The 12,342-nt window shown below is 68.8% G+C and carries 13 protein-coding genes; 8 read left to right on the top strand and 5 right to left on the bottom strand.

Features of this window, described 5'->3' with window-relative positions; translation table 11 throughout:
- Position 1: 1 nt before the first annotated feature.
- Positions 2-577 carry an FxsA family protein gene (locus ACFQS9_RS18265; protein WP_378407232.1) on the bottom strand — a complete coding sequence of 192 codons (576 nt, stop codon included), beginning with the start codon at positions 575-577 and terminating at the stop codon, positions 2-4.
- A gap of 188 nt (positions 578-765) precedes the next feature.
- Here ACFQS9_RS18265 and ACFQS9_RS18260 point away from each other — a divergent pair, with 188 nt between their 5' ends.
- Entirely contained in the window at positions 766-1,452 is a 687-nt protein-coding gene (locus ACFQS9_RS18260) for a hypothetical protein (RefSeq protein ID WP_378407230.1), read from the top strand.
- A gap of 10 nt (positions 1,453-1,462) precedes the next feature.
- Here the strand turns inward: ACFQS9_RS18260 and ACFQS9_RS18255 are convergent, their stop codons facing one another.
- Positions 1,463-2,122 carry a response regulator gene (locus ACFQS9_RS18255; RefSeq protein ID WP_378407228.1) on the bottom strand — a complete coding sequence of 220 codons (660 nt, stop codon included), beginning with the start codon at positions 2,120-2,122 and terminating at the stop codon, positions 1,463-1,465.
- A 116-nt stretch (positions 2,123-2,238) separates the two neighbouring features.
- Complete coding sequence (locus tag ACFQS9_RS18250; protein WP_378407226.1) at positions 2,239-3,765, bottom strand: HNH endonuclease signature motif containing protein; 1,527 nt, start codon at positions 3,763-3,765, stop codon at positions 2,239-2,241.
- A gap of 105 nt (positions 3,766-3,870) precedes the next feature.
- On the opposite strand from ACFQS9_RS18250, the gene ACFQS9_RS18245 reads away from it, so the two are divergent.
- The gene (locus ACFQS9_RS18245; protein ID WP_378407224.1) at positions 3,871-4,578 is read left to right on the top strand and encodes a cutinase family protein; all 708 of its coding nucleotides are present in this window, start codon (positions 3,871-3,873) and stop codon (positions 4,576-4,578) included.
- Here the strand turns inward: ACFQS9_RS18245 and ACFQS9_RS18240 are convergent.
- Both ACFQS9_RS18240 and ACFQS9_RS18235 read right to left on the bottom strand, forming a co-directional pair.
- Positions 4,575-5,459: an SGNH/GDSL hydrolase family protein gene (locus tag ACFQS9_RS18240; RefSeq protein ID WP_378407222.1), complete on the bottom strand. Its 885-nt coding sequence runs from the start codon at positions 5,457-5,459 to the stop codon at positions 4,575-4,577. The two genes, ACFQS9_RS18245 and ACFQS9_RS18240, sit on opposite strands and share 4 nt — an antisense overlap.
- A gap of 142 nt (positions 5,460-5,601) precedes the next feature.
- A complete protein-coding gene (locus ACFQS9_RS18235; RefSeq protein WP_378407220.1) occupies positions 5,602-6,759 on the bottom strand; it encodes a sensor histidine kinase in 1,158 nt (385 codons plus the stop codon).
- Positions 6,760-6,813: 54 nt separating this feature from the next.
- On the opposite strand from ACFQS9_RS18235, the gene ACFQS9_RS18230 reads away from it, so the two are divergent.
- From ACFQS9_RS18230 to ACFQS9_RS18205, 6 genes are all read left to right on the top strand, one after another.
- Entirely contained in the window at positions 6,814-7,581 is a 768-nt protein-coding gene (locus tag ACFQS9_RS18230; RefSeq protein WP_378407218.1) for a TSUP family transporter, read from the top strand.
- A 17-nt stretch (positions 7,582-7,598) separates the two neighbouring features.
- Positions 7,599-9,128: a TldD/PmbA family protein gene (locus ACFQS9_RS18225; RefSeq protein ID WP_378407215.1), complete on the top strand. Its 1,530-nt coding sequence runs from the start codon at positions 7,599-7,601 to the stop codon at positions 9,126-9,128.
- 20 nt (positions 9,129-9,148) lie between these two features.
- The gene (locus ACFQS9_RS18220) at positions 9,149-10,513 is read left to right on the top strand and encodes a metallopeptidase TldD-related protein (protein ID WP_378407505.1); all 1,365 of its coding nucleotides are present in this window, start codon (positions 9,149-9,151) and stop codon (positions 10,511-10,513) included.
- A 66-nt stretch (positions 10,514-10,579) separates the two neighbouring features.
- On the top strand, positions 10,580-10,912 hold the full coding sequence (locus tag ACFQS9_RS18215; RefSeq protein ID WP_378407213.1) for a M23 family metallopeptidase: 333 nt from the start codon (positions 10,580-10,582) through the stop codon (positions 10,910-10,912).
- Between the two features lie 21 nt (positions 10,913-10,933).
- Positions 10,934-11,320, top strand: coding sequence for a YchJ family protein (locus tag ACFQS9_RS18210; RefSeq protein ID WP_378407211.1), 387 nt, complete (start codon positions 10,934-10,936; stop codon positions 11,318-11,320).
- A 108-nt stretch (positions 11,321-11,428) separates the two neighbouring features.
- Positions 11,429-12,301, top strand: coding sequence for a hypothetical protein (locus tag ACFQS9_RS18205; protein WP_378407209.1), 873 nt, complete (start codon positions 11,429-11,431; stop codon positions 12,299-12,301).
- Positions 12,302-12,342: the final 41 nt, after the last annotated feature.

Below are 12,342 nucleotides of genomic sequence, written 5' to 3'. Positions count from 1 at the left end.
TTCAGTCTGCCCGCCTGGGACCGGGCGCCGTGCCACCGGGATCGGGAAGGATGATCTCGCCCTCGATGGCGAGCGGGTCGGCGCCCGTGGGCGACCCCGGGGCCTCGGGCCCATAGGTGATGTCCTCTACGACGGTGTCCTCGACGATGACGCCGTCGACGACCGTGCGTCGGCGGGTCCGGGAGTACACCTCGGCACCGACCCCGCCGGCCGCGGTCACCATCCCGAGTCGCCGACCACCCAGGATCAGGACGAGCGGACGGAGAATCCGGCGGGTCGGCGGGAGCAACAGCAGCAGGCCGAGGGCGGACGTGACCAGACCCGGGATCACCAGCAGCACCGTTCCGGCCGCGACCACCGCCCCGTCCGCGACGGCGCCGCCTGCGGAACCTGCGCCGCGACCTGCGCGCCGGAATCCCTCGATCACCTTGCGGCCCTGCGAGCGCACCAGGACGAGGCCGACGGCCCAGCCGAACAGGAACAGCGCGATCGTCCACAGCACACCGATGGTGCTGCCCACCCAGATCACCGCGGCGATCTCGACGACGACGTAGAGCACGAACAACGCCGGAATCATCGGCCTGCCTTTCGCTTGGGTTCCTCCGGGGTCTTGTCCCTCGGGGTCGTCCCTCTGCCGGAACAACGTGCGGGGCCGCGGTTTTTCTCCCGGGTTTCCGGTGTAAAGCCGAACCCTCCAGTTGATGTACACGCCAACCTCTGGTGGAGGTAGACCCCAACCCTCTAGTTGACATTTAGACATTTGGCATGATGCAGTTCACATCGGTCGGGTTCATGATCGTCGATTTCGCGCATCAGCCGAGGAGCAACATGAGACTCCCCCAGATCGTCCGCAGGTTGTCCGTCGCCGTGGTGTCGCTCGCGGCACTTGCCCTTCCGCTTGCCGGCCAGGCCGGTGCCTCCCCTGCCGCGGCAGACCCGCCCGGCTCGGCCCCCGCCGCCCTGCTGGCGGAGCCGGGCATGCAGTCGCCAGAGGCGCTCGCGGTGCTCCAGGGCATTCTCGGGGCGGCGGCCTTCGGGCCCCTGGGCCTCCCGGAGTTGGGGGTGACGACACCGCAGGACTTCATGTATCCGGCGCCGACTCTCGGCTGTGGGATCGGCGAGAGTCCGGTCACCGTCACCGTTGCCTCCGCACAGTCCGGGCCCAACTTCCCCATTCCGCCGTTCATCGAGCGCGGTCAGCTGCGATTCCAGGCGATTCCGGCCCATGTGGACCTTCCGAAGCAGTCCGGCCTCAACGTGATCTGGTTCAACACGACCACCTTCAAGGGTGGAATGGAGCCGTTGAACGACGCCCTGCTCGGGATGCCGACGATGTCGAAGACCGTGGCGACCGGCGCTGGGACGGTGCTCGCGGCACTCTACGGGGATGTCACCTACCAGTCGGGGAAGACCTGCTTCGCGTTGCCGACGGTGGGGACCTTCACGGCGTGATCCGACAGGCCTACGAGCCGGGCGTGACCAGCCCGGTCTCGTAGGCCAGCACCACGGCCTGCACCCGGTCTCGCAGGCCGAGCTTGGTCAGGATCTTGCCGACATGAGTCTTGATCGTGGCCTCCGAGAGGTAGAGCTGTTGCGCGATCTCTGCGTTGGACAGCCCGGTGGCCAGGTGCTGGAGTACCTCGAGCTCGCGTTCCGTCAGATCGTCGAGGATCTCGGGGGCCTGCGCCGGAACCGGGTCCTCGCTGATGAACCGGGACAGCAGCCGTCGCGTCACCTTGGGTGAGACCACCGCGTCCCCGGCAGCGACGCTCCTGATCGCCGAGACCAGATCCTCGGGCGGGGTGTCCTTGAGCAGGAATCCGCTGGCCCCCGCCCGCAGCGCACCCAGTGCATGCTCGTCGAGGTCGAAGGTCGTCATCACCAAAACCTTGCTGGAACAGCCGGATTCGACAATCTGCGTGGTGGCAGTAACCCCGTCGACGATCGGCATCCGCACGTCCATGAGCACCACATCGGGCTCGAGGGCCTTCACCGCGTTCACCGCGGCGGCGCCGTCCCCGGCCTCCCCCAGCACCACGATGTCCTCGTGTGCCTCGAGGACCATCTTGAGCCCCATGCGCATCAGCTCTTGGTCGTCGACGAGCAGCACGGTGATGGGCATGGGGCCACCCTATCGCCGTGCTGCCCGCTACAGGTTGCGCAGGAACTCCCGGTGCGGCCACGGCGGCACCTGCCCGGTGCCACTCGGTCCGCAGATCATCCATGCGGGATCGGCGCTTACGGCACGGCGTCGCTTCCGTCGCTTCCCGTCGGTCCCCCGCCGGGTGGCTTGGGCTGTTTGTGTCGCCTGCGTGCGTCGGCTTCCCTGCGCGCCTGCGCTTTTCGTCGGGCTCGGTCGAGTAGCTCTTTCGGGTGGTGGCGGTGGTTGATGCGGGGTTTCTGCTCGGGGTCGATGTGCGGCGGCGGGATCCACTCAGTGCGTCCCGCGTACTCGGTGCCCTCGGGGGCGGTGCGGGTTTTCCAGCCGCCCGGGCCGTCGTGAACCAGCGCGTGACAGCAGTCGCAGGCCAACGTCAGGTCCCCGATGTCGGTCCTGCCGCCCTTGGCGTAGTCCCGTTTGTGATGGGTCGCGGTCAGGGTGGCGGGCGCCGCGCAGCCGGGTCCGGTGCAGCCGCCCTCGGCGGCGATGAGGGCGAGCCGCTGGTCGGCGGTGGCGAGCCGTTTCGTGCGTCCGAGGTGCAGGGGCCTGCCGTTGTGGTCGAAGAGGACCAGCACCGGGTGCGCTTGTTCGGCGAGCTTCAAGGCATCCCGTATCGGAAGGATTCCACCGGATGCGGTCGTGGCGACGCCCGTGGCGCGTTCGAGTTGGTCGAGGGTCATGGTGATGATCGCGGTGGCCGGCAGCCCGCGATGTGAACCCACGACTCCGGAACCGAGGAGTGTTCGCAGTGCTTCCTTCACGGCATCGTGATTGCGTTGCGCAGCGGTGCGGGTGTCCCGGCCCGCCGCGGCGGCGAGCCTGTCGCGGTCGACGTTCGGGTGCTCGGCATCGCCGGTCGGAGATTCGGGGTCGTCGGGGTTGTTCATCCCGGGCCGCGCCCACTTCGCAAGGATCGGTTCGAGCAGTGCCCTGGTCTCGGGGTCGAGGTGACCGGAGATCGGCGTCATGAGGTCCTTGTCTTGGCGGCCGAATCGGATCCCGCGCAGTCGTTTGCGATCCCTGTCGTCGGCCAAGTTGCCGTCCGGGTTCAGATGGGCGAGCAGCTCGTGTCCGGCGTTCTCGACATCCTCCGGGGTCCCGGCCCGCGCCAGCTCCGCCAGGATCTGTTCCGCTGCCTCGACGTCGGAGGCGGGCACCGCATACGGGATCTTGCGGATGACCTCGCGCACCGCCCGGCAATGATCGGCGCCGATGTCGCCGTCGCGCTGCGCCGCGGCAGTTTCGGGCAGATCAGCGGGCAAACTTTCGCCCGATATGGCATGCCAGGTCCCCAACGACTTCGCGGCGGTGACCCGCGCGGAGGCGTCGGCCGCCGAGATCCGCAACACCCCGACCAGCAGCTTGTTGACGGACCTGTGGCCCAGCTTGCCCGGCAAGGATCGTTCGACCGCCTCGACGATCAGTTTGTGCCCGACCGCCGCAGCCTGACGCAGCGACTTCTCCAACCGCGCCATGGTGTCGGTCAACTCCGCATCAGCGAGCCCGGTCAGATCGGCGTCACAGAGCCCGGCGACGGCGTCGGCGATCGCGGTCAGGCGAGCTTCCACCTGACCGGCCACACCACCACCGTCAATCGAACTCATGTTCGAAGTCTACCGCCGGGGTCCGACACCTGGTCTCGGTGTCCCGCTGGCCGAGTGCGGCAAGGAAGCATGTGGACGCGACGTCCCTGAAGGTAATGTTGGCCCATGGGGACACGCACGTCCGCTCGATTCATCGGCGCCGCGACGGTGATGTTTGGTGCGCTGACCTGCGTATCCTTCGAGCCCCCGCCCGCATCCGCCCAGCCATGCCCCGACGTCGAGGTGGTGTTCGCCCGGGGTACCGGCGAAGAGATGGGTGTTGGCGCCACAGGACTCTCATTCATCGAATCGCTGCGCTTGTTCGCGGGCGCGCGGTCGATCGGGGTGCACGCCGTCAATTACCGTGCCGGCAGCAATTTTGACGACCGACGAGGGTTCGCCCACACCTTCGTCGAGGGGATGCGGGACATGAATTCTCGGGTTCAGTTCATTGCGGCAAGCTGCCCCAGCACGAGGATTGTGGTCGGAGGCTACTCCCAGGGTGCGGCCGTTGCCGGTTTTGTCACCGAGGCCGGAAGTCCCGCCGGATTACCTCCTGAGCTGGCCCTACCCGGGCCATTGTCGCCGGATGTGGCCGGCCACGTTGCCGCGGTCGTTCTTTTCGGAAAGCCTTCGGATCGGTTCATGCGCGACGCGGGGAATCCGCCGATCGTCATCGGGCCGCTTCTCGGTCCCAGGACCATCGACATCTGCGCTCCCGGCGACAACATCTGCGATGGTTCCCCGCTCGGTCGCCCCAACGTCCTTCATGCGTTGTATCCCGTGAACGGGACGACCATCGGGGCCGCACAGTTCGTTGCCGGTCGCCTCTAGCCGGTCTGCGCGTTCCCTGCGCCGATCGCCTTCAGCACCTCGACTGCCAGCGCCCGCTCACCGTCCGCGTTCGGGTGAACCGGGACAGGCTGGGTCGCGAAGAGCATCGGCTCGATCCAGCGCTCGCCGACGGGCTTGCAGCCGTCGCGACCCTCCGACACCTGCGACATGTCCACAAACGTCGCGCCCGTCTCCTGTGCCGCTCGCCGAACGGTGTCGTTGAGAGTGGCCTGGAGGTCGCGGAGGTACGGGACATCGCCGGGGGCGATGGGCATCTGCGGCGCACAGCTGCCGCTCGCGGGCAGCAGCCACGGGTAGCCCGCGATGACGATCTGGGCCCGCGGAGACTTGGCGCGAATGTCGCCGAGCGCCTTGACCAGCGCCGGATACGTCTGGGTCTCGATCGGCTCGGAGAGGCTGGCACCGTACTGCGCCCTGCAGGGGTCCAGCGCACCCGGACGGGTGATCATCGCGCCGATGCAGGACGCCATCGCGCCGCCAAAGGTGTTGTTGTTGTTGCCCCCGATCATCAGGGTGACCAACTCGGTCGTCGGCGTCAACGCATCGAGCTGCGCACGCGTGCCCGGGTGCTGCGGCGCATAGAAGTCCTCTGTCTTCGCGCCGCCGCAACTCACATCGGTCAGGTGATAGCCGAGCTCCTGCGCAACGATGTGGGAGAAGTTCCGCTCAGACTGCATGCACTGCGAGACCGCCATGGGCACAACGGGATACACGCCGGAACCCGCGCTGAAGCTGTCACCAAGGTTCACGTACTCGACGGGCTGCGCCGGCGCCGCTGCCGCGGGCGAGACCAATCCCAGCGCGGCCGCGAGCGCGCTCGCCGCCAGAATCAAACGCCTACCCCCGATTGTCACGGCCACGCGGATTCTCCCTCGGTTACCCACCCCCAAAGAGACGTCCGACGTGATCCGGGTCTCTTTCTGCCATGGGGAAACATAGACGCATGTTCAGTTCATGACAATCCCCCGATCTCCCGAATCCGTCGGTCGGGACGGGCGCCACCTAGTCGTCGGGATGCAGCGGCAACTCTGCTCGGACGCGCCAACTCCCGTCCGGTTCCCGCCCGGTCTCGAGGTTGCCCTGCAGCACCGCCACCCGCTCCCGCATCCCGACCAGCCCGTTCCCCGAGCCCTGGGTGAACTGACTCGATCCGCGCCCGTTGTCGGTGATCTCCACGAGCACGTCGTCGTCACGCCTGCGCACCCGGACCTGAGCACGGGGCGAGGCGCCGGCATGCCGGAGAACGTTCGTCAGCGACTCCTGCACGACGCGGTGGATACCGAGACTCAGCGCGGGCCTGATGTCGTCGAGCTCGCCCGTCATCTCGAGCTCCACGTGCAAGCCCGCGTCGCGCATCATGTCGACGACCTTTGCCACGCCCGCCGTCCCGTGCTGTGGCAGCTCCGCGGGCGTCTGTTCGGTGCGCAGCAGCGCGACCGTGCGCCGCAGCTCGGTGAGCGCCTGCCTGCCGGTGCTCGCGATGTTGCCGACCGCGCGCTCCGCGGCGTCGGGATTGCGTCGCACCGCATAGGACGCGCCGTCCGCCTGCACCACCATGACGCTCACCGCGTGTGCGACGACATCGTGCAGCTCGCGGGCGATGCGGGTTCGCTCCGCTGCAACTGCCTCCTCCGCGCGACGGTCCCGGTCGTACTCGGCGACCGCGAGCCGCGCCGCGACCTCCTCGTCGTACAGCCGTCGGGCGCCGAGGAACTCGGCCGTGATCCAGGACAGCGCATAGAACAACGAGATGAACGCCGCGGTGGTCCCGAGCTCCTGGTGCAGTAGCCAGATCGCCAGGGCCGAGTCGGCCGCGAGCCCGACCAGGTAGAGCGCGGCAGGCTTCCTGCCGACGTAGGCGACGAGGGTGTACAGCATCACGGCCAGGCCGAGCTGGCCCGGATGGGTGACGGTCTCGTCGCCGAGCCAACTACTGATCAGCGTGGTCAGGATCGAGAGTCCGAGGATGGCGCCCGCGGCCAGGACGGGATGCCGGCGCCGGAACGCGATCGGTACACACAGCGCGAGGCCGAGCAGCACGAACAACCACGGGGCCCGGCTGTTCGGTGCCGACAGGCATTCGAGCACGAAGAGGATCGCCGCCAGCATGGAGTCGGCGACGAACGGCTTCCCCCGTAGCCACAGGCTGAACCTCCGCATGACCACAGCCTAGGAGTAACGGCCCGGGACCGGTTCTGTGATTGAGTCTGACCCATGGCATGGCTCGACTGGGGAGTACTGATGGCCGCGGCGACCGCGGCCGGATGGGTGGATGCCGTGGTCGGCGGGGGTGGGCTGATTCTGCTCCCGGCGATCCTGATCACCATGCCCCAGCTGAGCCCGCAGATGGCGTTGGCGACGAACAAGCTCACGGCCATCAACGGCACCGCCGCAGCCGTGTTCACCTTCAGCCGGAAGGTCGCCCTGCAGTGGCGGCTGATGGTCCCCGCAGGCGTGCTGGCCGCGGTGTTCGCCGGGCTCGGGGCGGCCGCCGTGTCGCTGATCGACAGGGCCCTGTTCATCCCGATCATCATGGTGCTGCTCATCGCGGTCGCGGTGTTCGTCACGATGCGACCGACATTGGGTACCACCCTGATCCATCACCGGCCGAGTCAGCTGCGGGTGTGGACGACGGTGCTGGTCGCGGGCGGTGCCATCGGGTTCTACGACGGACTGTTCGGCCCGGGGACGGGCACCTTCCTGATCATCACCTTCGCCGTGATGCTGGGCACGGAGTTCGTCCGCAGCGCCGCGATGGCCAAGGTGATCAACCTCGGCTCCAATTTCGGTGCGCTCGTCTACTTCGCCGCGACCGGAAACGTGTGGTGGACCCTCGGCCTGGCGATGGCGGCGTGCAACGTGCTCGGTGCCGTCGTCGGCGCGCGGATGGCACTCGCGAAGGGCGCGGGCTTCATCCGGATCGTGCTCCTGGTGGTGGTCGTGGTGATGGTCATCCGGCTGGGCTGGCAGCAGTTCGCCTGAGCGGTAGCGTGTGACCCGTGACCGCCACCCGCGATGTCGACCCCGACTTTCTCGCCCTGCCGCTACGCGCCCTCGCGGACGCTGCGCTCTCCGCGGCCACGTCCGCGGGCGCCACCCACGCCGATCTGCGGGTGCATCGGCTGCTCACCCAGTCGATTCGGCTCCGGGACGGGGCCGTGCAGTCGGCGGTCGACGGTTCCGAACTCGGCATGGCCGTGCGGGTGGTGGTGGACGGGACGTGGGGGTTCGCCTCGCATGCGGAGTTGGCCCCCGATGCCGCCGCCCGCACCGCGGCACAGGCGGTCGAGGTGGCCCGGGCGTTGCGCGCGCTCAACAGGGATCGGGTGGAGTTGGCACCGGAACCCGTTCACCGCGACGCGGTCTGGGTGTCCGGCTACGAGGTCGATCCGTTCGAGGTCCGGACGGCCGAGAAGATCGAACTGCTCACCGACTATTCGGGCCGGCTGTCGGCCGCCGACGGGGTCGACCACGTCACGGCCGGCGTGATGCAGGTCAAGGAGCAGACCTTCTACGCGGACCTGGCCGGATCGAGCATCACCCAACAGCGGGTTCGCCTGCACCCACAGCTGGAGGCGACCGCCGTCGACCAGTCGGCGGGCAGCTTCGAGACCATGCGCACCCTCGCTCCCCCGGTCGGGCGCGGGTGGGAATACCTGGCCGAGGGTGCCGGCCCGGGTTCCTGGGACTGGGCGACGGAGTTGGCGCGGATCCCGGAATGGCTGGCGGAGAAGTCCAAGGCGCCGTCGGTGACGGCGGGTCCGACGGACCTGGTCATCGATCCGACCAACCTGTGGCTGACCATTCACGAATCCATCGGTCATGCAACCGAATACGACCGGGCAATCGGCTACGAGGCGGCCTACGCGGGCACCTCGTTCGCGACCCCGGACAAGCTCGGCTCGCTGCGATACGGCACCGAGATCATGCATGTGACCGCCGACCGGACCGAGGAGCACGGACTGGCCAGCGTCGGATACGACGACGACGGTGTCGGTTCGCAACGCTGGGACCTGGTGCGCGGCGGAACCCTCGTGGGCTATCAGCTCGACCGGGTGTTCGCCCCGCGGCTCGGCCTGGGGCGTTCCAACGGCTGTTCCTACGCGGACTCCCCCCACCACGTTCCGATCCAGCGGATGGCGAACGTGTCGTTGCAGCCGGATCCCGAGCGGGACACGTCCACGGCGGAGCTGATCGCGCGCGTCGAGGACGGGATCTATGTGGTCGGCGACAAGAGTTGGTCGATCGACATGCAGCGGTACAACTTCCAGTTCACCGGCCAGCGGTTCTTCCGGATCCGGAACGGCGCCCTCGACGGGCAGCTCCGGGATGTGGCGTACCAGGCCACCACGACCGACTTCTGGGGTTCGATGGAGGCGGTCGGGGGCGCCTCCACCTGGCAGTTGGGCGGCGCGTTCAACTGCGGCAAGGCCCAGCCGGGTCAGGTGGCGGCGGTCAGTCACGGGTGTCCCTCCGCGCTGTTCCGCGCGGTGAACGTGCTCAACACGCGGGTGGAGGGTGGACAGTGAACCCTGATGGGGGGCGGGCGATGATCTCGGCGCAGGAGCTGATCGAGCGGGTTCTCGCACTGCGGACTGTGGACGAGTCGATGGTGGTGGTCACCGACGCCAGCGAGGCCTCGCTCCGGTGGGCGGGCAACTCGATGACCACCAATGGGGTGTCCACCTCCCGGACCTGGACCGTCGTCTCCATCGTCCGCGACGGCGAGGGCGCGAAGGTGGGCACGGTGAGTTCGAGCACCGTTGATCCGCAGCAGATCCCGGCGGTGGTGCGAGCGAGCGAGGAGGCGGCGCGGACCGCTCGGCCGGCGGAGGACGCGATGGACCTGATCGCGGGTTCGGGCGATGCCGACCCCGATTGGTCCGCCGCGGCGGCCTCGACGGGCATCGATGTGTTCGGCGGCCTGGCGGGTGACCTGGCCGATGGATTCGACGGGGCCGATCGGCTGTACGGGTTCGCGCACCATCAACTCCACAGCACCTGGCTGGGCACCTCCACCGGCATCCGCAGGCGTTTCACCCAGCCCACCGGCTCGGTGGAGATCAACGGCAAGCGCGGTGACGCCAGCGCGTGGGTCGGCGCGGGCACCGTGGACTTCTCCGACGTGTCGGTACCGAACCTGCTGGCCCAGTTGACCACCCGGCTGGATTGGGCGAAGCGCACCGTCGACCTCCCCGCGGGCCGGTACGAGACGTTGCTGCCACCGTCCGCGGTCGCCGACCTGATGATCTATCTGATGTGGACGATGGAGGGCCGTGGCGCCGAGGAGGGGCACACCGCGCTGTCGAAGGCCGGAGGCACCCGAATCGGCGAACGGCTCACCGACTTCCCGCTGACGCTGCGCTCGGATCCCGCGGCCCGCGGCCTCGAGTACTCGCCCTTCGTCGCGACGGTGGCCTCGAGTGACTCGCTCTCCCTCTTCGACAACGGCATGGACGTCGATCCGGTCGACTGGGTCCGCGACGGCACCATCACCGCGCTCGCCTACCCCCGTCACGCGGCGCAGGAGTTCGGCGCCGCGGTCGCGGTGCCCGGCGACAACCTGCTGCTGACCGGCGCCGGCGCGGCGACCATCGACGACATGGTCGCGCGGACCGAGCGCGGCCTGTTGCTGACCACGCTCTGGTACATCCGCGAGGTCGATCCGGCGACCCTGCTGCTGACCGGGTTGACCAGGGACGGGGTGTATCTGGTCGAGGACGGGGAGGTCACCGGCGCCGTCAACAACTTTCGATTCAACGAGAGCCCGCTCGACCTGCTGCGACGGGTCTCGGAGGTGGGGGCCACCGAGCCGACTCTGCCTCGCGAGTGGAAGGACTGGTTCACCCGCACCGCGATGCCGCCGCTGCGGATCCCGGACTTCCACATGTCGTCGGTGAGCCAGGCGCAGTAGCACGGGTGGGTGGGTCGGTTCATCCCGAGTGGTGATGGAATCCGGCCGCCACCTCCGCGAGAGTTGATGGCGCGCCGGGCATCCGGCACCTGTCCCACCGATCGAGGATTCGCCATGCGGTGCACGTTCCCCCGTCTGATGTTGTCGCTCTGCGCTGGGGCCCTGCTCCTCTGCGGGGGTGCCGCGGCCGCGACGGCAGCCCCGGCCCCGCAGCCCGGACAGTGGGTCGTCGTCGACTCGACACCGCAGCAACCACCGTCCACGGTCTACGGGCACATGCCGCCAAGCGCCCGTCAGGGGTCCGTGGTCAAGGCAGGCGGGCCCACGGGAGCAGGGAGCAACGGTCAAACGTCGGGTCCTCACCTGCACTTCGAGTACTGGAACGGCGGGCGGCGATAGCCGCGCATCCATACTGGACCCGTGATCGCATCGACCTCCCCCTGCCCCTGCCTGAGCGGTGACACCTACGGCTCCTGCTGCGGCCGGTTCCACTCCGGCGAGACCGAGGCCCCGACCGCCGAGCGACTGATGCGCTCGCGGTACAGCGCGTTCGCGGTCGGTGCCACGGACTACCTGAGGCGTACCTGGCATCCGAGCACCCGGCCGGACCGCTTGGACCTCGACCCCGATCAGCGTTGGACGGGGCTGGACATTCTCGGGTGTATGGGCGGCGGGCTCTTCGAGGCGGAGGGAACCGTCGAGTTCGTCGCGCACTACGTGCACGCGGGGCAGCGCGACTCGCTTCGCGAGCACAGCCGGTTCGTGCGGGAGGACGGCCGCTGGCTGTATCTCGACGCGATCGACTGATCGGCTGAAATCGAGTCGATACCGTCCTGTGATCCCGGCGAGCGTGTCATGCTTCCATCCGCCGGTGGCATCCGTCCCCGGATCGAGGCAACACTGTGAGGTTGGTTGATGGGAATACGTGCGAGGCAGTCGATGCGGGTTGGGCGCACAGGTTCGGCGCGGGCTCGGCGTGCCGTGGGGATCACCGCCACGCTCGGGCTGACCGTGGCCGCCGCTGCTGCCGCCGGCGCGGGGGCGGCCTCCGCCGAGAACGCTGCCGCGGGCTGCGCCCAGTCGGGACCCTTCGTGACTTGTGGCTACACCGTCACTCCCGATGAGCAGTCCCTGGTCGTCCCCGCCGGGGTGAGCACGATGCGTGTCACCGCGATCGGCGGCGCAGGCGGCAGCTCCCAGTTCAGCGGGGCCGGCGGCCTGGGTGGCCTGGTCACCGCCGACGTGCCGGTGACCCCCGGCCAGACCCTCTACATCCGGATCGGTGTCGACGGAGGCAACGGCACCACCAAGGGTGGCGGCTTCTCCAGCGTGTCGACCAAGTCCGTGAAGTCCGACCCGATCGGCGCGATGAACTCGCGGATCCTGGTCGCGCCCGGCGGCGGAGCGGCGAGCTCCGCAGGCGCAGGCGCCAACGCGGGCGAATCGGCGACCGGCGCGAAGGGTGGCAAGGCGGGTACCGACAGTGCGGGCGGCGCGGGCGGCGTCGATTCGAACCCAGGCCAGGCGGGTGCGCTCGGCATCGGCGGCGCCGCATACGGCTCCGGCGGTGGCGGCGGTGGCGGCCACTACGGCGGCGGTGGCGGTGCCGCGGGCGGCAGCGGCGGTGGCGGATCGTTCCTGGTGCCCGCGGGCGGCCAGAAGGGTCTCGCGAAGGCAGGCGCCTCGCCGCTCGTCGGTTTCACCTTCACCCTCGGCTCCGGTCTGATTCCCGGACTCGGTGACGGCTGCGGCTCGTTTTGCGACTCCTTCGGCAGCAGCGGATCCTGACAGCGCGGACGATCTGACAGGTGAACGCCGGTCGAGGTCCT

This window comes from Rhodococcus daqingensis, from assembly GCF_042665615.1.
GTDB lineage: Bacteria > Actinomycetota > Actinomycetes > Mycobacteriales > Mycobacteriaceae > Rhodococcus_G > Rhodococcus_G daqingensis.
This window is presented reverse-complemented; position numbering and strand designations above follow the sequence as displayed.

Coding starts and splice junctions, on each gene's coding strand:
- ACFQS9_RS18215 (WP_378407213.1), top strand. CDS start 10,580: ATGGCGCGCCGGGCATCCGGCACCTGTCCCACCGATCGAGGATTCGCC.
- ACFQS9_RS18260 (WP_378407230.1), top strand. CDS start 766: ATGATGCAGTTCACATCGGTCGGGTTCATGATCGTCGATTTCGCGCAT.
- ACFQS9_RS18245 (WP_378407224.1), top strand. CDS start 3,871: ATGGGGACACGCACGTCCGCTCGATTCATCGGCGCCGCGACGGTGATG.
- ACFQS9_RS18265 (WP_378407232.1), bottom strand. CDS start 577: ATGATTCCGGCGTTGTTCGTGCTCTACGTCGTCGTCGAGATCGCCGCG.
- ACFQS9_RS18205 (WP_378407209.1), top strand. CDS start 11,429: ATGGGAATACGTGCGAGGCAGTCGATGCGGGTTGGGCGCACAGGTTCG.
- ACFQS9_RS18255 (WP_378407228.1), bottom strand. CDS start 2,122: ATGCCCATCACCGTGCTGCTCGTCGACGACCAAGAGCTGATGCGCATG.
- ACFQS9_RS18235 (WP_378407220.1), bottom strand. CDS start 6,759: ATGCGGAGGTTCAGCCTGTGGCTACGGGGGAAGCCGTTCGTCGCCGAC.
- ACFQS9_RS18220 (WP_378407505.1), top strand. CDS start 9,149: ATGATCTCGGCGCAGGAGCTGATCGAGCGGGTTCTCGCACTGCGGACT.
- ACFQS9_RS18250 (WP_378407226.1), bottom strand. CDS start 3,765: ATGAGTTCGATTGACGGTGGTGGTGTGGCCGGTCAGGTGGAAGCTCGC.
- ACFQS9_RS18230 (WP_378407218.1), top strand. CDS start 6,814: ATGGCATGGCTCGACTGGGGAGTACTGATGGCCGCGGCGACCGCGGCC.